We start from the raw sequence: 21,076 nt of genomic DNA on the forward strand, positions 1-21,076 counted from the left end.
GCGAATTTATAAAAAAGGACCGTCGAAACATGCGTTACCCGAAAGCCCTGATGTGGGCGTTCCTTGCACTGGCTGTCGTTGCCCGCTCCGCATCGGCCACACCGTTGACGCTCGACGTGAAGGGCGCGATCACACAGACCAACGACGCCGCGCACACCGTCTTTCACTTTTCGGAAGCGCAACTGCTGGCGCTGCCCGCGCATTCGATCACGACATCGACGACGTGGACGCCGAAATCCACCTTCACGGGGCCATCGCTGTCGGACATTCTGGCGAAGGTGGGCGCACGCGGCACGACGCTCGAAATCCACACGCTGGATGACTACATCTGCACGGTGCCCGTGGCGGATGCGGCGCTATACGGTGTGATTGTCGCGTACAGCATGAATGGCAAACGTCTGAAGGTCAGCGATTTCGGTCCGCTGTTCCTCATTTATCCGCGCGACGCGTTTCCCGCCGAACTCGAAGGCGGCGTTGGCGACGCGAAATTCGCATGGCAGATCAAGGCGATCGTCGTCAAATGAAACAGCCGCCGCCGACGCCTTCCGAGGTGCCCGCGCCCCGGCGGTCGTGGCGGAGGTTCCTGTTCGTCGTGATCTGGCTGACCGCGCTTGCGCCGCCAATAGCGGCCGTCGGCTACTTTCTCTACGCGAACCTGCTCAATCCACGCGTCACGCTCCAGACGACCGGCGCGTATGACGGTTTCTACTGGGATGCGGCGCAGTTGCAGATCGCGTACACGCGCTTCCAGACCCAGTTGCTGCTCTATCAGACGGGCGCGGACCGTGATTACGCGGCAGTCCAGTTGAGCTATCAGGTGCTTCAGTCGAAGCTGAATGTGATGGCAGGCTCGACGCGCATGCTCGCATCGCGCCCTGCGCTGGCTGCGCGCCAGGAAGATGAAATCCAGAAAATCGCCGCGCTGCTCGATCTGCTCGACCCGGATATCGAGGCGCTGGAGCACGATCCTGGGCGCGTCGACCGGGTGGTCGCCGCGTTGCGCGCGCACTGGCCCGAGGTCAACGATCTCGCGCTCAGCCGTCGTGACGCGGATGTCCATGACCGCGAGGCGATGAACCACGATTTCGTTGCGAAGCGGCGTCTGCTGTTTGCCGCGGGGATGGTGCTGCTATTGCTGTCGTCGGCGGCGACGGTGCTGCTCGTGCTGAACGGCTATCGCAGAACGCGCCTGATCCGCCAGCAGCATGCCGCGCTTGCCGCGGAACATCAGGCGAGCCGCGCCGCACGTGAATCGAGTCTCGCGAAGGACACGTTCCTCGGCATGATCAGCCACGAACTGCGCACGCCGTTGCATGCCATCGTGTCGTCGATCGAGCTGCTCGGCTTCAATTTTCATTCGGAAGCCGACCGCAAGGTGATCCGCCGCCTCGAAACCGCCGCGCGACAGCTCGAAGCGCAGATGAAGGATCTGACCGATTACGCGCGGCTCGGTGCAGGCAGGCTTGAATTGCGACACGAGCAGTTCGATCCGCGCGAATTGCTGAATTCGATTGCCGACCAGAACGCGCCCGCAGCGAGTGCAAAAGGCCTCGCGTTCGAGAGCGACGCGGGCGCTTATATCGGTCTCGTCGAATCCGATCCGCACCGCATCCGGCAGATCGTGAACAACCTCGTCACCAACGCGATCCGCTATACCGAGAAGGGCAGCGTGCGCCTGCAACTCGTGCAGGACCCGACGCTGCTGTCGATCTTCGTCAGCGACACCGGGGCCGGCGTGCCGCAGGAACAGATTCCGCTGATCTTCAAGGAATTCACGCAGCTCGATGCGTCACGCGCTCGACGCTTCGAAGGCGCGGGCATGGGCCTCTCGATCGTGCAGGGGCTGGTTGATCTGTTTGGCGGAAGCATTCACGTCGAGAGTCGTGTGGGCGAGGGCACGACGTTCCGGGTGGCGATCCCGGTCGTGCCGGTGGCGGGCGCCGCAGTACCCGATGTGGCTGCGCGCGCGCCAGCCGATGGCGCGCGCGCCCAGGTGCTGATCGTCGACGACAACCCGCTGGTGCGCGACTCGCTAAGCGAGATGGTCGCGCACATGCAGTGCGACGCGGCGTCGACCGCGACCGTCGATGCCGCGCTCGCGTGGCTCGATACGCACCGCTGCGACGTGATCCTGCTCGATCTGTCGATGCCGGGTAAGGATGGTTATGCGTTCGTCGAGGCGTTCGCCGCGCGGGACGTGCCTTCGGGCCACGCGCCAGTGATCGCGGTCAGCGCCGACCTGCCGGGCCCCGATGCGTGCGGCCCGGCCAGGCCGTTCTTCGACTGTCTGCCGAAGCCGGTCCACTATGAAGAACTGCGCGCCGCGGTGCAGCGCGCACTGGCGGCGCGTCACACGGTGTGACGCGCGGCGGCCGGATTCTGGCTACAGGCGGTTCAACCGTTTCGACAGATCGGCGACGAGAATCGCCATGCGCGCCGGTTTTTCGTAGCAGGCGACATCGAAATTGCGGATCACGTCGCTGATTTCCGATTCGCTCGCCTTGCCCGTCAGCAGTTCGCCCGTCAGCACGAAGATCGGCGCATCCGGGTTTTCCGACGCGCGCACCGTGCGGATCGCCGAAGCGGACGTCTGGCTGCCGAACAGCCAGTCGATCACCACGCCGTCGAACACCTGCGTCTGCAACGCATCCGCGAACGCGGTGAGGCCATAGAACGCGGCCGCGCCAAAGCCGCTGCGCTCCAGGTAATCGCGCAGGTTGTCGGCGGAAGCCTGATCGTCGTCGACGACCGCGATCAGCGGCTTGTCCGTTTCCGCGCGACGCGGATAGATCTCGATCTTGTGGACTTCGAACGCGTTCTGATAGAGCGCACCGTCGTGACGCACGACGCGCCACTGTCCGAGCTTCGAGAACGCGATGAACTCCGGCCGGCTGCCGGGTTCGAGCGCCGCGCCGACCCATGCGGTACACGCAAGCTCGATCGCGCCGATGGAAAACACCGCTTCCTGCGCAATTGCGCCCACCATGCCCGGATCGAGCGACTGCGCGCCGAACAGTTGCGCTGCCGGCTCGCCGAAGGCTTCGGCGACCTTCTTGATCTGCGAGAGCGTCCACGGGCTGTTGCCGCGCAGCTTGCGGTGCCCCTGCGAAAAACTCAGATCGAGGATGCGGCAGAGCTCGGTGGTCTGCTGGCGTTTACCGATGCCGTGCCGGCTCATCAGTTCGCGGACGCGCTCGGCGACCGCGATGGAGTCGGGTGAGGTTGCTTCGTTGGCCATGCTGCGTGCGTGTCCGTCGATGTGAGTTGTCGGAACTGGAGGGTGGACGTTATCGGGCACGGACTGTCCGGCACGAATACGGTGCGGGCCGACCGGCCACGCGGGACGAGCACATTTCAACATCTGAACCTGCCTGACCGCGCGTCGGCCAGCCAGCCCGACGACTTGTGAGTATCCGCTCTCCTCGGACACCGCGCAGAACGGTCCGTTCCGGCCATTTGCGCGCTTCCGCCGCGCCCGGCAGCGGCACGCAAGCGCGCTATTTTACCGATGAAAGTATTTAAATCGCATAAACGTAATGTGACTGCCGGTGATTTTGTGGGCTCGCATGGCCGCGGCGCGGCATGGGCGCGGCATTGGCGTTGCCGGAAGCGGTCTGAACGCGCCGATCTGCGTTCGGGGTGTTGCGGTCGGACGGTGTGCCTGCGAAGATGCCGCCGCACGCCTTTTCCTCCTGATCCACACGATGACGACAACCTATCCGCTGCATTCCGGCCTGACCCGCGCCGATGAATCGTTCCCTGCCGAGGCCGACGTGGTGATCGCTGGCGCGGGCATCATGGGCTGCGCGGCGGCGTACTATCTCGCCCGACGTGGCCTGAAGGCGGTTGTGCTCGACAAGTCGCGGATCGCCGGCCAGCAGTCGTCGCGCGCATGGGGCTTCGTGCGCCAGCAGGGACGCGAAGCCGCCGAAGTGCCGTTGATGATGGCCGGCATCCGTCTGTGGGAAGCGCTCGAGCATGAACTCGATTTCGACCTGGAATGGCGGCAGGGCGGCTGCATGTACGTTGCGAGCGAGGAGAGCGACTGGACGTCGTTCCAGCAATGGACAGACGTCGCGCGACAGTACGGGCTCGACACGCGCGTGCTGAACCGCGCGCAGATCGACGAACATGTGAGCGGTATGCAGGGCGCCGCGCTCGGCGGTCTCTACACGCCGACCGACGGCCAGGCCGAACCGCGCCGCGTCGCGGCTGCGTTCGCCGCGCGGGCGATCGAAGGCGGCGCGCGCTTTTTCGAAGGCTGTGGCGTCGTGGCGGTCGAGCGTGCGGCCGGCGCGATCACGGGCGTCGTGACCGAGCGCGGCACGATCCGCACGTCGCGCTTTATCTGCGCGGCGGGCGCGAGCAGCTGGCTGCTCCTGAAAACGCTCGGCCTCGAACTGCCGCAGCAGGCGGTGCGCGGCACCTGCATGCGCACCAACGCGCTGCCGCAGGTGACGGCGTCAACGTTCTGGGGGCACGGTCTTGGCATCCGTCAGCGCGCAAACGGCATGATCAATCTCGCCGACGACATGCAGGTCGACGTCGACATGACGCTCGGTCATCTGCGGGCGCTGAAGTGGTTTTTGCCGGAGCTGTGGAAGCAGCGCGAGAAATTCAGTTTCCATCTGAACGGCGCGATGTTCCGCGATCTGCGCGAGCGTCTGCCTGGCGGCGTGCCGGACAGCGAACGCGTGCTGTATCCACGCGATCCGCAGCCGCAGCCCGAACGCAGTCATGCGCCGCGCGCGCTGCGAAAACTCAAGGCGCTGTTTCCTGTGTTGAAAGACGCCCAGATCACCGAGGCGTGGGCGGGTTTGATCGACGTGCTACCCGACGGGATTCCCGTCATCGACGCACCTTCGGACGTCGGCGGCCTGATGATCGCGACGGGCTTTTGCGGCCACGGCTTCGCGATGGGGCCGATTGTCGGCAAATTGCTGGCGGAGTGGATCGATGAAGGACAGCCGTCGCTTGATCTCGCCGAATTCCGCTTGCAACGGTTTATCGACGGTACGATGAAACGGCCGCGCAGCATGCTGTGAGAAGCTACGCGCAGTCCTGCGCGCAGTCCGACCGGAACAAAGCCGGACTGCGTTGCCGCAACGCGCACGCCGCAACTGCACGCGCGCGCCGCGGCGCCCATCAGAAGATGTTGCGCAGACCGATCGCAACGCCGGTCTGGTTGCTGCGACCCGGCAATTCGACGTCGGCCGCACCTGAGACCTTGTTGAAGTCGACCGTACCGTAGACTTCCGTGCGCTTCGACAGCGCATATTCGGCCAGTGCGACGAACGTGTAGCGGTTGCCGCTGCCGACCTGGCCGCCGCCGATGGCCGCGTCCTTCATGTGGTCGTAGTAGGCCGCGCCCGTCAGCGCGAGCGCCGGGGTTGCCTGCCATGTCACGCCGGCGAACGGGCCGTCATCCTTGCGGCCGGAGCCCTTCACGATATCGACGCCAGGCACCAGCGGCTGCTGTGCGAGGACGCTGTCGACGAAGCCCGTGTCGTCCTTCGAATGCAGGTAGCCGACATACACCTTCGTCGTGCTGAACGCGTAGACCATGTTCGCGTTGAAGACGGTCTGCTTGTGGTTCGAGTTATCGCTGTTCTGCTGGGCGCCGGCGGCCACGCTGAGCGGCCCCATCACATACGAAACCGTCAGGCCGTACATGTTGCCCGCGCCGAGATGGCCCGGAATCTGACCGGAGAAGCCGCCAGGGCCCGTCGACTCGTAGTTCGTGCCGAACGAATACATGGCTTCGACGCTCAGACCCCCGAACGTGCCCGCGTACTTGATCGCGTTGTCTGCGTAGAGGCCCGCGCCGAGCGCTACAGGCAGCCACGCGTTTTCGAAATAGTTACCGACCGTCAGCGGATCGTAGACATCGGCGAGGATGTCGAAGAGCGGCGTCTTCTGGCGACCCAGCGTGACCGTGCCGTATTTGCTGTCGAGGCCGACATACGCCGCGCGATTGAACATACGACCGCTGTCCGCGAACGAGCCGTCCTGCAGGTTGATACCACTTTCGAGGCGGAAGATCGCCTTCAGGCCGCCACCGAGGTCTTCGGTGCCTTTCACGCCCCAGCGGCTGTTCGTGACAGCGCCGTTCGTCATGTACAGGCGGTTATCGTTATTCGCATTGGTGTTCGTCAGATACCGGACGCTCACGTCCGCGACGCCATACAGCGTGACGGAGCTTTGTGCGAAAGCCTGTTGTGAAGCGAGAGCAATGACTGCGCCACCCAGCGCGCCAGCGGTTTTAATGATTTTCATGCGGTTCCCTGCGGTTATTTATTTACTTTTAGCCTGTGGATGGCGGGTGGGCAGCGCCGCTTGTGGCCGCGCGCCCGTGCCCGTGATCCGGGCCGGGATCTTAGAGCAATAACGGCAGCGGATTAATATCGGGTAATCCGCTATTGAATAACGGGAATCAGACGAATGAAGCAGGAATCAATGCCGGTACTACGCCATTTCGATGTGCCGTATTACACGCAATGGGGCAGTCCGGAATGGGTGCGCGCGATTGTCGAGGACAACGCCGATCCCTGCGACGACCCCGCGTGGAGCCGCACTGGCTTTACCGAACCGGCGCGTTACCGCTTCTGGGCGAAGCGGCTCTGCGGGCTCACGTGCCTCGAATCCGCGCTGGACTTCTGGGGAATTGAACACGCGTCGCGCGCGGCGTTGCTGGACGAGGCATTGCGCCGCGGGGTGTATCGAATGCGCAACGATGGCGGCGTTGACGGATTGATTTACCGGGCGTTTGCGCAGTGGATGGCAGAGGCGTTCGGGCTGCGGGCAGAGGTGCTGCCGGAAGCCGGGATCGAAGAGATCGCGTCGCGGCTCGATGCCGATACGCTGGCGATTGTGTCGGTGAGTCCGGAAATCCGCTATCCGGATCGACCGAACGAAACGCGCGGCGGTCATCTGATTTTGCTGCACGGGCGCGATGACCGTGGCGTGTGGTTCCACAACCCGTCGGGCGTGGCGCCCTATCAGGCGGATGCGTATCTGCCGTTCGATACCATGAAGCGGTTCTATGCCGGGCGCGGGTTGACGCTCACACGCCCCGGTCAGGCCTGAGGACGCACGCGCTGGTTAGCGCAGGCTGGTGCGGCGGCCGTTGTGGGCGATGTCCTGCGGCGCGCGATGCCGATCCGGCCCCGGGTTCGCCGTTTGAGCCAGCAGTCGTCGTAGAATCCGGTGTCCCCTGTTCTGGAGCGCCGGGTGTCTGAAGAGCGACGCAAGCCGTCCCGTTTCCGTTTGTCGCGCCGCGCCCGCCTCCCGTGGCAGGCGCCGCGTGCCCGCACGCTGTTCACGCGTCCGGCCGCATCGCCACAACGGATGCTCCTGCAGCGGCTCTACCTCGTCACCGGCCTGTGCCTGCTTGCGTTCGCCGCGCTGTATCTCGATCGCGACGGGCTGCGCGATGCCACCAGGGAAGCCACGAAGGAAGCGCTCAGCATCGTCGATCTGATGTACTTCACGATGGTCACCGTCGCGACGGTCGGCTACGGCGACATCGTGCCCGTCACTGCCCGCGCGCGGCTCATCGATGCCTTCTTCGTCGTGCCGATCCGTATCATCATCTGGTTTGTCTTTCTGGGCACCGCGTACCAGTTCGTCATTCAACGCGTCATCGAGGAATACCGCATGAAACGCCTGCAAAGACAGTTGCGCGATCACATCGTCGTGTGCGGCTTCGGGTTGAGCGGATCGGTGGCGGTGCGCGAACTGCTCGAAAGCGGCGTCGATCCGGATTCGATCGTCGTGATCGATCCACAGCAATCCGCGCTCGAAGCTGCGACCGCGCTCGGTGTGGCCGGGCTGCTCGGCGATCCGTCGCGCGAAGATCTGCTGCAGCAGGTGCAGACGCGTCTCGCGAAAGCCGTCATCATCGCGGTGCAGGAAGACGCGACCGCGATCCTGCTGACGCTAACCGTGCGCAGCGTGGCGCCGGAAACGAAGATCGTCGTGCGCATCCAGGAGCAGACTTTCCAGCGGCAATTGCGTCAGGCCGGCGCTGACGTCATCATTTCGTCGACGAAGATCGGCGGTCTGCTGATGGCCGACGCGGTGGAGAGCACTTACATCGTGCCGTTCGTCAACGATCTGCTGTCGTCGCGGGGCCGGGTGAATCTGGTGGAGCGGGTCGCAGCACCGCACGAGGTCGGCTGCCCGAGCAACGCCGTACCCGGCGCGCTGGTGATCGGTCTCGCGCGCGATGGGCGTGTGCGCTCTTTTTACGAAGATCCGCCGTGTCCGATCGAGGCCGGCGATCTGCTGTTCGTGATCCAGTCGAACCGCCCGCCGGGCGATTCGAAGGGTTGAAGCAACAGGTTCTATAGCGCATCGATATAACAGCATGGAGGCGAACAGGATGACAGCTGGACAGGCGTTGATCGCAAAGAGGAGTGCCGTCGCATCATGAAGTTGAATCGCGTGATCAGCACCGTTGAAGTCCATACCGGCGGCGAACCGTTCCGGATCGTCACAAGCGGACTGCCCAAAATTCCCGGCAAGACCATCGTCGAGCGCCGTACGTGGCTCAAGGAACATGGCGAACCGCTACGTCGCGCGCTGATGTTCGAGCCGCGCGGCCACGCGGACATGTACGGCGGCTATCTGACCGAGCCGGTCAGCGAAGGCGCTGACTTCGGCATCATCTTCGTTCACAACGAGGGCTACAGCGATCACTGCGGTCACGGCGTGATCGCACTCGCGACAGCAGCCGTCTCGCTCGGCTGGATCGAACGCACGGAGCCGGAAACGCGCGTCGGCATCGACGCGCCATGCGGCTTCATCGAGGCATTCGTCGAATGGGACGGCGATCACGCGGGCGGCGTGCGCTTTGTCAACGTGCCGTCGTTCATCTGGCAGCGCGACGTGACCGTCACCACGCCGTCATTCGGCGAAGTCACCGGCGATATCGCGTTCGGCGGTGCGTTTTATTTCTACACGTCGGGCAAGCCGTTCGGGCTGGCCGTGCGTGAAGCGGAAGTCGAGCGACTGATCCAGTTCGGCGCGGAAGTGAAGCGCGCGGCGAACGATGCATTCAAGGTCGAGCATCCGCATATCCCCGAAATCAACCACATCTACGGCACGATCATCGATAACGAACCGCGTCACGCGAGTTCGACGCAGGCGAACTGCTGCGTATTCGCAGATCGCGAAGTGGATCGCTCGCCGACCGGCTCCGGCACGGGCGGACGCGTCGCGCAACTCTATCTGCGCGGCCAGCTGGGCAAGGATGAGACGCTCGTCAACGAATCGGTGATCGGCACGATTTTTCGCGGACGTGTGCTCGCAGAAACGAAACTCGACCGCTTTGATGCCGTGATTCCGGAGATTGCTGGCGAGGCGTACATCTGCGGCTTCGCGAACTGGATCATCGACGAACGCGACCCGCTGACCTACGGTTTCCTGGTGCGCTGAGCGCGCCGCACGCATCGATGCAAAGGAACAATCCCGCATGACGACCCGCATTCTCGACGCCGCTGAAACCGCGCGGCTTACGCCTTACGCATCGCTCGTCGATGCGCTGAAGACGGCTGCATCCGATTACGCGCAGGGCCGTATCGTCAGCCCTGAGCGGCTTGTTGTGCCGCTGAACGCGGGCGGCGTGATGCTGTCGATGCCCGCCACCGCACCCGACCTCGCGATTCACAAACTCGTGAGCGTGTGTCCGGCCAACCGCGACCGCGGGCTGCCGACCATCCACGGGCAGGTCATGGCGAGCGACGCGGACACGGGCGAGACGCGCTTTATCCTCGACGGCCCGACGGTCACCGGCCGCCGTACGGCCGCGATGACGATGCTCGGCATCCAGACGTTTTTGCCGGCAGCGCCGCGCGACATTCTGCTGATCGGCGCGGGCACGCAGTCGGCGAATCATCTGGAAGCGATCACCGAACTGTTCCCGGACGCGCTCATCCGCGTGCGCGGCAGCTCGCCCGCGCGTACGCAGGCCTTCTGCGACGCGCATCGCGCCGCGGCGCCGCGGGTGCAGCCACTGGCGGACGGCGAGGTGCCGGATTCCGTCGATGTCGTGATCACGCTGACCACCAGCAGGCAGGCCGTCTACGACGAGGCGCCGCGCGCGGATCGGCTCGTCATCGGCGTCGGCGCCTTTACGCCGGATGCGGTCGAAATCGGCGCGCGCACGGTGCTCGGCAGCACGCTGTTCGTCGACGATCTCGCGGGCGCGAAACACGAAGCCGGCGATTTCATCCAGGCTGGCGTGGAGTGGGGCGCGGTGACGGCCATCGCTTCCGTACTGCGCGCGACGGTTTCACCGATGGCGAGCAGAACGCCCATCGTGTTCAAGACAGTGGGCTGCGCGGCGTGGGATCTGGCTGCCTGCCGCGTGGCGCACGCCGCGTTAAGCGCCGGCTGACAAAATATTCAGCACGCCCGTGCGAACCGTGGATCCCCAACCACGGGCCGCGCGCCGCGCGTGCAAACAATCTCAAAACGTTGCACCATAGGCGTTCGCGAAAAAACGCCCGGTACGCTGCGCTTTTTCCGGCTCTGACAGACATTCTTACTGGTGCAACTGCGCTATGACGACCCAGACTACCCAGGCCTTGCCCGACTTGCCGCTCGACATGATCATCTTCGGGGGCGGCGGCGATCTGTCGGCCCGCAAGCTGTTGCCAGCGCTGTACATGGCGCATCAGCACTGCAACCTGCCTGCCGGTACGCGCATCCTGGCGATCGGCCGCAAGAACTGGACGCGTGACGAATACCTCGCGTTCATGGAAGAACATTCGAAGCCGTTCGTCGAACATAAGGCGCTCGACGCGGCGTCGTGGGACAAATTCCTGGCGCTGTTCGAATACGTGCGCATCGACGTCGATTCGGCCGCCGACTACGCGCGTCTCGCGGAAGCCTCGCGTCCGGGCGTGCGTCGCGTGTTCTATCTCGCGACCGCACCGAATCTGTTCACGACGATCTGCGACAACCTCGCAGCCGTCGGCCTTGTCGACGAACATTCGCGCGTCGTGCTCGAAAAGCCGCTGGGTCACGATCTGGCTTCGGCGCAGGCGATCAACAACTCGGTCGGGCAGCATTTCGCGGAAACGCAGATCTATCGTATCGACCATTATCTCGGCAAGGAAACCGTCCAGAACCTGATGGTGCTGCGCTTCGGCAACGCGATTTTCGGGCCGCTGTGGCAGGCGCCCTACATCAAGAGCGTGCAGATCACCGTGGCCGAGAACGTCGGCGTGGGCAGCCGCGCGGGCTTCTACGACGAAACCGGCGCACTGCGCGACATGGTGCAGAACCACTTGCTGCAGCTACTGTGCATTGTGGCCATGGAGCCGCCGGTATCGCTCGACCCGGATGCGGTGCGTGACGAAAAGTTGAAGGTGCTGCGCTCGCTGCGTCGCATGACCGACGAAGACATCGCACGCGATACGGTGCGTGGCCAGTACACCGCGGGCGCTGTGGGTGGGGAACCGGTGAAGGGCTATCTGCAGGAAGACAACGTGCCGGCCGACAGCCGCGCGGAAACCTTCGTCGCATTGCGTGCGCATATCAACAACTGGCGCTGGGCGAATGTGCCGTTTTACCTGCGCACCGGCAAGCGGATGCAGAAGAAGGTGTCGGAGATCGTCATCGAGTTCGCCGATCTGCCGTTCTCGATCATTCCGGCCGGGCCGCGCAATTACGGCAACCGGCTCGTGATCCAGCTGCAGCCGGCCGAGTCGATCCAGTTGCAGATGCTTGCGAAAGAACCGGGTAGCGGTCTGAAAATGCTGCCGGTGAACCTGAATCTCGATCTGGAGCAGGCCTTCACCGAACGTCGCGCGGAAGCGTATGAGCGTCTCCTGATCGACGTGATCCGCGGACGCCTCACGCACTTCATGCGACGCGATGAACTCGAAGCCGCGTGGGCATGGGTCGAGCCGATTATCGAAGGCTGGAAACGCTCGGGCGACAAGCCGCGTAACTACACGGCAGGGACGTTCGGGCCGGCTTCATCGTCGGCGTTGATGGCGCGTGAAAATAACGCGTGGTCGGAAGAGTCGTAACGTGAGGCAAACGCTGGACTGTTTGCGTGTGCGACGGTCCAGTGGCTGGTTCTTTGTCTCCCCCCGCTCATGCAACATTATTGGCGCCCCAGGTGAGCCGCCGTTCGCGGCCACCTCGCGTCCTTCATCTAACCTCGTCCGGGTGCAGACCGCGCAACAGCTGCCGGACGCGCGACATATCCTGGCTCACGTGCTCCGTGCGCTCGAAAAGCTCCGCGAGCCAGTCGACGAACGCACGCACGCGCGGCGACACCTGACGGTTCTTCACATACGCCACTGAAACGGACATCGGCGTCGGCTTCCATTGCGGCAGGACTTCGCGCAACTGGCCGGAGTCGAGATACGGCTGCGCGGCGATCCGTGCGGGCTGGATCATGCCGAGTCCACGCAGGCCGCAGGTCAGATACGCCTGCTCGTCGGTCACCTTCACGAAGCCGTTGACCTTCACGTTGAGTGCCTTGCCGCCGACCTCGAAATCGAAATCCACCGCGCGGCCGCTATGCGCCGACATGCAATTGACCGCGACGTGGTTGTCGAATTCGTCGAGGCTCACCGGCATGCCGTAGCGTTCGAGATACGCAGGGCTCGCGCACGTGACGTGTTCGATCGTGCCGAGCCGACGCGCGGCCAGACCCGAATCCGGCAATTCGCCGAGCTGGATGCTGCAATCCACGGCCTCGCCGACGAGATCCACCGCGCGATTGCTCACACCGATCGTAAGATCGACATTCGGATAGCGCGTATGAAAATCATCGAGCGCGGGCAGCACGAGCGCGGTTGCTACCGCGCCTGGCATCTCGACGCGCAGACGGCCGCTGAGTCTGTCGGTTGCCTGATGCAGGCTCGCTTCCATTTCGTCGATGTCGGCAAGGATCTGCGCACAACGTTCGTAATAGGCCGCGCCTTCGACGGTGAGGCTGAGACGCCGCGTCGTGCGCACGAGCAGTTGTACGCCGAGCAGCGCTTCAAGGTTCTGGACAATCGTGGTGACAGTGGCGCGCGGGATGTCAAGCGACTGGGCCGCGCGGGTAAAGCTGTTGGTATCTACGATGCGGATAAAAGTACGCATCGCCTGAATACGATCGATCACGGACAATCTCCTGGTCAAGGACGGACTAGAGACGTGCCAAAGGCCAGCCGTGTGACGCAATGCGGATGGTCGGGCAGTGTTTATATCGTAAGGTCCAGCATCCATTCAGGGAATGGCTGAGGCTCTGAACGATTTGCCTGTTTCTCCTGGATTCAGGAGAAACAGTGTTGAGGTGTTCAAGACGTCGCCGCGATATACATTCATCGCGTCGATCAGAAGAGCGAAGCAGCGAGCAATAACGAACGACAGCACGGCAAAAAACGATCGGCAAAGGAAGCAGGCCGCGCGGAACATCCCCGCGCGGCCTCTGAACAACAAAGCTGTCGCGCGTTACTGCCGCAGCGAATCCATATCGATCACAAAGCGATATTTCACATCGCTCTTCAGCATACGTTCATACGCGTCGTTGATCTTCTGCATCGGAATCATCTCGATGTCGGACGTGATGCCGTGCTCACCGCAGAAGTCGAGCATCTCCTGCGTTTCCGCGATGCCGCCGATCAGCGAGCCCGCAAGACGCCGGCGCTTGAAGATCAGGTTGAACACCTGCGGCGACGGATGATCGTGCTCCGGTGCGCCGACCAGCGTCATCGTGCCGTCGCGTTTAAGCAGGTTGATGAACGGGTTCAGGTCGTGCTGCGCGGCCACCGTGTTGAGGATGAAATCGAAGCTGTTCGCATGCGCTGCCATTTCTTCCGGGTTCTTCGAGATCACCACTTCATCTGCGCCGAGACGCTTCGCGTCTTCCACTTTCGACGTCGATGTCGTGAACAGCACGACGTGTGCGCCCATCGCATGCGCGATCTTCACGCCCATGTGGCCGAGGCCGCCCAGGCCCACGATGCCGACCTTCTTGCCGGGGCCCGCGCCCCACTGGCGCAGCGGTGAATACGTGGTAATGCCTGCACAAAGCAACGGCGCGACGCCGGCAGGATCAAGGTTCTTCGGTACGCTCAGCACGAAGGCTTCATCGACGACGATCGCCGTCGAATAGCCGCCGTAGGTGTACTCGCCGGTCTCACGATCCTGACCGTTATACGTGCCGACAAAGCCGACTTCGCAATACTGTTCGAGGCCTTCCTTGCAACTCGGGCACGTGCGACACGAATCGACGAGGCAGCCGACGCCAACCAGATCGCCGACCTTGTAGTTCGACACCTGCGGACCCACCGCCGTCACGCGGCCGACGATCTCGTGGCCGGGAACGGCTGGGTAGACGGTGTTCTTCCATTCATTGCGCGCCGTATGCAGGTCGGAGTGGCACACCCCGCAAAACAGCACGTCCATCTGGACGTCATGGTCGCGCAGGGCGCGCCGCTGAAGTTCGAACGGGGCGAGCTTCGATGTGGCGTCGAGTGCGGCGTAGGCATGAGTCTTGTTCACGGGACCTCCAGCAAAAATGAGTGTGCGACAGCGAGTGTCGTGGGGAACGCGGATGCGGTGCCGGACGTGCCGGCAGGGTTCCCATCGTAGGACTCGCCGTCACTCGGGGATAGACCTGATTATCTTGAAGGTTTGCCCGATTCTCCTGGACGCGCGCATTGCCCGTGGAATGGTGCTAGATTTCAAGCCTTATCCTCCTGACGGGCATCGAACCCGCCAGACTGACCCCAACAGGCACCGTCATGGACATGACCCAACCGGCAACCGCCACCTGCGGCGGATTTATCAGCCCCGCGCAGAAGCACATGGTCGGGCTGCTCGGCACGCTCGCGCCCGCGGAGGGCTACACGCACTCATGCCTCGAAGGCGTGAGCTTCATGCGTTCGAACCGGCCGATTCCGCGTATGCCGGTGATGTACGAACCGTGCGTCGTTATCGTGTGCCAGGGGCGTAAGCGCGGCTACCTCGGCGACGATGTATTCGTCTACGACGCGCAGCAGTTCCTCGTGCTGTCGGTGCCGCTGCCGTTCGAGAGCGAGACAGAGGCCAGCGAAGAAGAGCCGTTGCTGGCGATCAAGATTCGCGTGGATCTGACGACGATCGCCGAGCTGCTGATGGCGTTGAACGATACGCGCGGCACGCGGCAGATCGAACCGAAAGGGATTTATTCGACTGCGCTTGACCAGCCGTTGAGCGACGCGGTGCTGCGTCTGCTGGAAGCGCTTGTGTCGCCGCTCGACGCGCGCATTCTCGGGCCGTCGATCGTGCGGGAGATTTTCTATCGCGTGCTGAAAAGCGAGCAGGGCGACGCGCTGCGCGCAGCGTTGACACATCAGCATCATTTTGGCCGCATCGCGAAAGCGCTCCGGCTGATCCACGCGGATTACCAGGGCGATCTCGACGTCGACATGCTCGCGCGCGAAGCCGGCATGAGCCTCGCGGTGTTTCATGCTCAGTTCAAGCAGGTTACGTCGACGTCGCCGATGCAGTACGTGAAGGCGACACGCCTGCATCACGCGCGTCTGCTGATGGTGCAGGACAATCTGAACGCGGGCGCGGCGGCGGCACGCGTCGGGTATGAAAGCGCGTCGCAGTTCAGCCGTGAGTTCAAGCGGCTGTTTGGCTGCAGTCCGATTGAAGAAGTGCGACGCGTGCGCACGACCTTCGATGTTCCACCGCCGCGTGTGCCGCCGCCGGCTATGCGCCATGTGACGGCGGCGTAGGGCGCATCACGTTACGCAGCTGCACCTGTAACGCGACGCCTTGAGCGCGCGTTTTACCCCGTTTTGCCCGGATAAACGCCTACGTCAGCGCGGGCGCATCATGACAGCAGACGCACAGCTTGTTGCCTTCGGAATCGCGAAAGTAGGCGCCGTAGTAGTGTGCGTGATACTCAGGCCGCAAACCGGGCGGTCCTTCGCAGACACCGCCATGCGCAAGCGCGACGGCGTGCGCGCGATCAACCGTCGCGCGATCTTTCGCAAGCAGGGCGATCATCGCGCCGTTGCCGCACGTCGCAGGCTGACCATCGTACGGCGCGCCGATCAGAAAGAGCGGACGTGGTGCGTCGGCGGACACCCAGCCGGCCCAAGGCCTTGCATCGTCGCGAAACTTCAGGTGCAGGTCGAGTTCACCCATGAGCGCGGAATAGAAGCTGAACGCGCGGTCAAATTGAGTGATGCCGATAAACACGTGGGACAGCATATGGATTGACTTCCTGTGGTCGCGGCGCGGGTCAATTGCAAGCAGGTAACACCGGTACCAGCATGATTCGACAACTGGCTCACCGCTCAGGCATTACCCATATTGCTCACCTGGATTGCATAGTGCGCGCGTTTCTCTTCGTACATCAACAGATCGGCGCGCTGCACTGCGGCTTCGAGTCGCTCGCTCTGCTGGCACGTCGCCGCGCCCATCGAGAAACTCAGCGTCGAGCCCGGATAGAACTGGTTATTCAGCTCGACGAGTTGCCGGATCGTTTCGATCATCGCCGTGCCGCCGCGTTCATCGGTGCCCGGTAACAGGATCGCGAATTCGTCGCCGCCGATACGTGCTGCGTGAAACGGCGTTTCGAGCGCTTTCGCGAGTACTTCGCCCGCGCGGCGCAGCAACGCATCGCCGGCTGCGTGGCCGAGCTGGTCGTTGACGCGCTTCAGGCCGTTAAGGTCTGCCATGATGACCGTCACGGGGAACGGACCCTTGCGTTCGAGACGGTTCAGTTCATCTACATAGAACGACCGGTTGCGCAGCTTCGTCAGCACGTCGTGCTTGCCGAGGAATTCGAGGTACGCCTCCGCCTTCTTGCGCGCGGTGATATCCGTCAGCGCGACGAGCACGAGGTCCCAGTTGCGTTCGTGGCCAGGCAGCACGGAGAACTGCAGATGCACGTGCAGTTCGTTGCCTTCCAGCGAATAGTTGAGCACTTCGCGCTGCTGGAACAGCTTGTTGTCCCACAGGTCGATCAGCTGCTCGCGAAAATGCGGGCGCATGTCGTCGCGGAACACATCCTGCAGGCGCGCGAGCAGCGTTTTCTTGTCGGGCGCCGAAAACATGTCGAGCGTGTGCTGGTTCACGTCGATCACGTGAATTTCCTGCATGCAGCGCTCGACGAACTCAGGATGCACATCGGTGAACACGCGGAAATCGACAATACCCGCTGCGCGTGCCCCATCGAGCAGACGTTTGACCGCGCTGAAATCCTCGACCCACAGCGACACCGGCGAATGTTCGAACAGCCCGCGCGCATACAGTTCGCCTTCAACGATACGGTGCCGCGCGCCTTCGAGTTCGGTAATGTCTTCGACGGCAACGAGCACGCGGTCGAGGCGCGCCTCATGACCCGGCAAGACGTTGCCTTTCACGAGCACATCGAGCCGCCGGCCGCCGAGCGTGTAATTGACCGTCTTGCTGACGAAGTGCGTCTGGCCGTCCCACAGCTGGCACAATTCTTCGATGTGCGTTTTCAGCATGTCGTCGCGAAACACGCTGCCGAGGTTGTCGGTCAGCACGCTCAGGTCCGCAGCCTCGAATTGCGTCAATGTCCGCCGGTTCACCTTGATGACCCGGATGCGCGACGAGCACTGCGCCACGCGCGAGATATCTTCCGCGAAAAACGCGCGCAGGTTAGTGACGCCTCCTGCCTTCCATTCTTCGAGCAGCGCCTGCACGCCGCTGAAATCCTCGAGCCACAGCGAGACCGGCGCCAGTTCGAACATTTCGGTGTCGTCGCTGACGAGCGGACGGTCGCGCAATCCACCTTGCATACTGAGGTTATCCGGCATGACGCATCCGTAGTCGATAGTGCGACTATTTTAAGACGAGTTCGGAGTCGCCAGAAAGCAGGGGGAGTGGGGTTTCAGTTTGCGGCGCGGCCGCAGGCCCGGCGAAAGTCCGTGCAGGCCATGCTTGACGGGGTTTGGCTGAGGTCATTGCGTGATCGGTCCACGCAGTGCGAGGCGCCAGATATGCGCGACGGGCAGGTACTGCCGGGCGACCACGCGCCACGGCAGTCATTCAACGTTTCAGAGCCCGGTAACCACCCGCTCCAGTTCGCCGAGGAATTTTTGCCAGCCGTAACGGGCGCCCTGATAGTTTTGCTCATGGTCTGGCGAGAAGCCGGACTGCTCCATCCGCAGATGCGTGCCGTCGTTCGTTGCGCTCAGCGTGAAGGTGACGACGGTGGTCAATCGTCCGGCCTCTTCGCCGGACGAATTCCAGCTATAGGAAAGAAGCCTTTCAGGTTCGACAGCCAGCACTTCGCAATCGGTGACGCCGTTCCAGTGCGCCATGGCCGTGGCGCGAAGCGTGAAGGTATGGCCGACAACCGGTTGAAAATCGTTCTGCATCAACCAGTCTTCGATGAGGTGGCTTTGCGTCAGGGCGCGCCAGACCTTTTCCGGCGGGTGGGGTATCTGGCGCTCGACGACCAGCGAGCGCGTGGCAGTAGTGGAGGTGTTCATGGCTGGTTCGATGTGAGATCACTCAAGGAAATTTGCGTTCGATTTCATCGAAGAACGCGCTGGAAAGGCGGGAGAAATCGTCTGCGCTCAGACCGACCGCATCGCCGACCGCGTAACCCAGTACGGATTTCGCCGGGTCATAGCGGATTGTCCTGTCGAGCTGGAACGTGCCGTCGGCGCTCGCAACCGAGTTCGCCAGAATGCGGACCTCGTTGAGCGGATTGCCATCCTTGCCTTCCATGGCGCGTGCGCGGTGACAGAAGTAGTCGTTCAGCGCCAGCACCATGTGGTTGAAGAGATGCGGCTCGAACGCCTTGATGGAGGCCGGCGGCTTTGCCGACAGCACGTCGTGGAAGGTCGACAGAAGCTGGTTCACCTTCGCACGGCAGTCGTCGACGTATTTTTTGTCGTAGCTATTCACGCTCAGCATGGGGCGAAGCTCCTTCTTGTCAGAGTGTCGAGGATGTCTACTGGTCCATCCGGTTCAACAGGGATTCGAGCTTGTCGAAGTGCTGGTTCCAGAGGGAACCGTAAAGCGCCATCCAGTCGATGAGCGGCGCAAGGCCTTTGAGTTCCGCGCTGTAGTGCGTCTCGCGGCCGCTGCGCCGGTAGCAAACGAGGCCGGCCTGTTTCAGCACGACCAGATGCTTCGAGACCGCCGGTTGCGAGATGCCGGCGCGTTCGGTGAGCGCGCGCACCGTCTGCTCGCCATCGCGCGCCAGGCCTTCGAAGATGCCACGCCGGGTTGGATCAGAGAGCGCGGTGAACAGGTTGTCGAAGCCGGTTTGCATGACTAAATCCATAACCTGAGAGCTATTGATTCGAATCATAGCTGGTGGGTTATGGGTTGTCAATGCGTGTTGATGCGCCCGCGCGGCGTATGTTTGTGACCTCAACCTTCGTCGGGCACGCTCGCGGAAGTGCGGGCGAAACGGAGGGCAGGCAGGTATACTTCGCCTGCCGCAGCCTTCTCAACCAGCGTCGTTCAACCAGAATCTCCGCCGGGTCATGAAGCCTTCCTTGCTGGTCCTGATTCCTCTCAACGAGGACAGTCACGCGGATATCTCCGCATCGTTCGATCTCATCTACGCGCCCACTTCCACGAAACGCGCCGAGGCTATGGCTAGTCACGGCCACACGATCCATGCCGTGCTGACTAACGGGACGACGGGTTTGACCGCTGATGAAATCGACGCCTTGCCGCAACTCGAGTTCGTTAGCGCGTTGGGCGCGGGTTACGAAAACATCGCCATCGATCATGCGCGGGCACGCGGTATCGCGCTTGTGAACGGCGCGGGCACCAATGACGATTGCGTCGCTGATCACGCGTTTGCGTTGCTGCTTGCGACGGTGCGCGACGTGCCGCAGCGCGATCTCGCGACACGCAGCGGCGTATGGCGCGACGCATTGCCGATGCGCCCGACGGTCTCCGGCAAGCGGCTTGGCATCATCGGCCTTGGCAACATCGGACAGAAGGTAGCGCGGCGCGCGGCCGGCTTCGATCTTGAGGTCGGCTATCACAACCGCAAGCCGCGTGACGGCACGACGAGCCGTTACTTCGATAACGTACGGTCGCTCGCGCAATGGAGCGACTATCTTGTCGTTGCGACGCCGGGTGGCGCGTCGACGCATCATCTGGTCGATAAAACCGTGCTCGATGCGCTGGGGTCGTCGGGCTTTCTGGTGAATGTCTCGCGCGGTAGCGTGGTCGATACGGCGGCGCTGGCCGCTGCGTTGAAGGACGGCGCTATTGCAGGCGCCGGGCTCGATGTTTACGAGGGCGAGCCGCATCCGCCGCAGGCGTTGCTAGCGTTGACCAACGTCGTGTTGACACCCCATGTCGGCGGGACTTCACCGGAAGCGGTGGCGGCGGCGGTTAAAAATTTCATCGAAAACGCCACGTGTCATTTCGCGGGTGAGGCTGTGCTGACGCCGATCTGATAGTGCTGGCACTACGATTTTCTGACCTTGGGAATTACGCTCATGGCGTCACATACCGCAGTCGTCGAATGGAACGGTAACGGCAGCAAATTTACCGACAATCGCTATAGTCGCGCGCATCGCTGGACGTTCGATGGCGGTGCCGTCGTGCCTGCGTCGAGTTCGCCGCATGTTGTGCGTGTGCCGTTTTCTGATCCGGCAGCGGTCGATCCGGAAGAGGCTTACGTCGCTGCGCTGTCGAGCTGTCACATGCTGTGGTTTCTGTCGATCGCGGCGCAGGAAGGTTATGCGGTTGCCGCGTATCGCGATGAAGCGGAAGGCACGATGGCGAAGAATGACGAAGGCAAGGAAGTTGTCACGCGTGTGGTGCTAAAGCCGCTCGTTACGTTCACGGGCGAGAAGATGCCCACCGACGACGCGTTGCATCATCTGCACCACGCCGCACATGACGCCTGCTTTCTGGCGAATTCGGTAAAGACGATGATTGAGGTGGAGGGGAGCTGGACGTATCGCGCGGGCGTGAATTGACTAGCGCTCGCTTCGGTGGATATCGAACGCTCACTTTCGGACCCTTCTCTGCCGCTCGACGCTCGGCCGTCTCAATGTCTCTTACCAAAGCTGAATCGCCGGTCGAATGACCACGCGCCGACGAGAGCGAACTG

Annotated in this window: 20 protein-coding genes; 11 read left to right on the forward strand and 9 right to left on the reverse strand. The window is 62.8% G+C overall.

Annotated elements, in window-relative coordinates:
* Positions 1–50 precede the first annotated feature (50 nt).
* Both P3T16_RS29820 and P3T16_RS29825 read left to right on the forward strand, forming a co-directional pair.
* The gene (locus P3T16_RS29820) at positions 51–524 is read left to right on the forward strand and encodes a molybdopterin-dependent oxidoreductase (protein WP_429345000.1); all 474 of its coding nucleotides are present in this window, start codon (positions 51–53) and stop codon (positions 522–524) included.
* Positions 494–2,362 (forward strand): ATP-binding response regulator, encoded by a 1,869-nt coding sequence (locus tag P3T16_RS29825; protein WP_429344983.1) that lies wholly within the window; start codon positions 494–496, stop codon positions 2,360–2,362. Before P3T16_RS29820 ends, P3T16_RS29825 begins: the two co-directional genes overlap by 31 nt.
* Before the next feature lie 21 nt (positions 2,363–2,383).
* Here the strand turns inward: P3T16_RS29825 and P3T16_RS29830 are convergent, their stop codons facing one another.
* Positions 2,384–3,238: a helix-turn-helix domain-containing protein gene (locus tag P3T16_RS29830; RefSeq protein ID WP_429257296.1), complete on the reverse strand. Its 855-nt coding sequence runs from the start codon at positions 3,236–3,238 to the stop codon at positions 2,384–2,386.
* A 466-nt stretch (positions 3,239–3,704) separates the two neighbouring features.
* On the opposite strand from P3T16_RS29830, the gene P3T16_RS29835 reads away from it, so the two are divergent.
* Positions 3,705–5,045 carry an NAD(P)/FAD-dependent oxidoreductase gene (locus tag P3T16_RS29835; RefSeq protein ID WP_429344984.1) on the forward strand — a complete coding sequence of 447 codons (1,341 nt, stop codon included), beginning with the start codon at positions 3,705–3,707 and terminating at the stop codon, positions 5,043–5,045.
* A gap of 100 nt (positions 5,046–5,145) precedes the next feature.
* Here P3T16_RS29835 and P3T16_RS29840 read toward each other — a convergent pair whose 3' ends face one another.
* Positions 5,146–6,276: a porin gene (locus P3T16_RS29840; RefSeq protein ID WP_429344985.1), complete on the reverse strand. Its 1,131-nt coding sequence runs from the start codon at positions 6,274–6,276 to the stop codon at positions 5,146–5,148.
* A 165-nt stretch (positions 6,277–6,441) separates the two neighbouring features.
* Here P3T16_RS29840 and P3T16_RS29845 point away from each other — a divergent pair, with 165 nt between their 5' ends.
* The 5 genes from P3T16_RS29845 (at position 6,442) to zwf (ending at position 12,041) form a co-directional block, all read left to right on the forward strand.
* A complete protein-coding gene (locus tag P3T16_RS29845) occupies positions 6,442–7,086 on the forward strand; it encodes a C39 family peptidase (RefSeq protein WP_429344986.1) in 645 nt (214 codons plus the stop codon).
* Positions 7,087–7,230: 144 nt separating this feature from the next.
* A complete protein-coding gene (locus P3T16_RS29850) occupies positions 7,231–8,334 on the forward strand; it encodes a potassium channel family protein (RefSeq protein WP_429344987.1) in 1,104 nt (367 codons plus the stop codon).
* A 96-nt stretch (positions 8,335–8,430) separates the two neighbouring features.
* The gene (gene lhpH / locus P3T16_RS29855; protein WP_429257301.1) at positions 8,431–9,438 is read left to right on the forward strand and encodes a trans-3-hydroxy-L-proline dehydratase; all 1,008 of its coding nucleotides are present in this window, start codon (positions 8,431–8,433) and stop codon (positions 9,436–9,438) included.
* Between the two features lie 37 nt (positions 9,439–9,475).
* Positions 9,476–10,399: a bifunctional Delta(1)-pyrroline-2-carboxylate/Delta(1)-piperideine-2-carboxylate reductase gene (gene lhpI, locus P3T16_RS29860; RefSeq protein ID WP_429344988.1), complete on the forward strand. Its 924-nt coding sequence runs from the start codon at positions 9,476–9,478 to the stop codon at positions 10,397–10,399.
* A gap of 166 nt (positions 10,400–10,565) precedes the next feature.
* Positions 10,566–12,041: a glucose-6-phosphate dehydrogenase gene (zwf, locus tag P3T16_RS29865; protein ID WP_429257303.1), complete on the forward strand. Its 1,476-nt coding sequence runs from the start codon at positions 10,566–10,568 to the stop codon at positions 12,039–12,041.
* A 124-nt stretch (positions 12,042–12,165) separates the two neighbouring features.
* Here zwf and P3T16_RS29870 read toward each other — a convergent pair whose 3' ends face one another.
* On the reverse strand, positions 12,166–13,131 hold the full coding sequence (locus P3T16_RS29870) for a LysR substrate-binding domain-containing protein (protein WP_429344989.1): 966 nt from the start codon (positions 13,129–13,131) through the stop codon (positions 12,166–12,168).
* 330 nt (positions 13,132–13,461) lie between these two features.
* Positions 13,462–14,514 carry an NAD(P)-dependent alcohol dehydrogenase gene (locus P3T16_RS29875; protein ID WP_429257305.1) on the reverse strand — a complete coding sequence of 351 codons (1,053 nt, stop codon included), beginning with the start codon at positions 14,512–14,514 and terminating at the stop codon, positions 13,462–13,464.
* A 242-nt stretch (positions 14,515–14,756) separates the two neighbouring features.
* On the opposite strand from P3T16_RS29875, the gene P3T16_RS29880 reads away from it, so the two are divergent.
* Positions 14,757–15,737, forward strand: a complete 981-nt coding sequence (locus tag P3T16_RS29880; RefSeq protein ID WP_429344990.1) for an AraC family transcriptional regulator — start codon at positions 14,757–14,759, stop codon at positions 15,735–15,737.
* A 79-nt stretch (positions 15,738–15,816) separates the two neighbouring features.
* On the opposite strand, the gene P3T16_RS29885 is transcribed toward P3T16_RS29880, so the two are convergent.
* The 5 genes from P3T16_RS29885 to P3T16_RS29905 form a co-directional block, all read right to left on the reverse strand.
* A complete protein-coding gene (locus P3T16_RS29885; RefSeq protein WP_429257307.1) occupies positions 15,817–16,218 on the reverse strand; it encodes a VOC family protein in 402 nt (133 codons plus the stop codon).
* A gap of 86 nt (positions 16,219–16,304) precedes the next feature.
* Complete coding sequence (locus tag P3T16_RS29890) at positions 16,305–17,795, reverse strand: diguanylate cyclase domain-containing protein (RefSeq protein WP_429344991.1); 1,491 nt, start codon at positions 17,793–17,795, stop codon at positions 16,305–16,307.
* Positions 17,796–18,035: 240 nt separating this feature from the next.
* Positions 18,036–18,473 (reverse strand): SRPBCC family protein, encoded by a 438-nt coding sequence (locus P3T16_RS29895; protein ID WP_429344992.1) that lies wholly within the window; start codon positions 18,471–18,473, stop codon positions 18,036–18,038.
* 22 nt (positions 18,474–18,495) lie between these two features.
* Complete coding sequence (locus P3T16_RS29900; protein ID WP_429344993.1) at positions 18,496–18,903, reverse strand: hypothetical protein; 408 nt, start codon at positions 18,901–18,903, stop codon at positions 18,496–18,498.
* Positions 18,904–18,940: 37 nt separating this feature from the next.
* Positions 18,941–19,264: an ArsR/SmtB family transcription factor gene (locus tag P3T16_RS29905; RefSeq protein WP_429344994.1), complete on the reverse strand. Its 324-nt coding sequence runs from the start codon at positions 19,262–19,264 to the stop codon at positions 18,941–18,943.
* Between the two features lie 217 nt (positions 19,265–19,481).
* Here P3T16_RS29905 and P3T16_RS29910 point away from each other — a divergent pair, with 217 nt between their 5' ends.
* Together P3T16_RS29910 and P3T16_RS29915 are read left to right on the forward strand one after the other, a co-directional pair.
* Positions 19,482–20,414: a 2-hydroxyacid dehydrogenase gene (locus P3T16_RS29910; RefSeq protein WP_429344995.1), complete on the forward strand. Its 933-nt coding sequence runs from the start codon at positions 19,482–19,484 to the stop codon at positions 20,412–20,414.
* A 42-nt stretch (positions 20,415–20,456) separates the two neighbouring features.
* Positions 20,457–20,942 carry an OsmC family protein gene (locus P3T16_RS29915; protein WP_429344996.1) on the forward strand — a complete coding sequence of 162 codons (486 nt, stop codon included), beginning with the start codon at positions 20,457–20,459 and terminating at the stop codon, positions 20,940–20,942.
* The last annotated feature ends 134 nt before the right edge of the window (positions 20,943–21,076 follow it).

The organism is Paraburkholderia sp. GAS42, assembly GCF_050436565.1.
Classification (GTDB): Bacteria; Pseudomonadota; Gammaproteobacteria; order Burkholderiales; family Burkholderiaceae; genus Paraburkholderia.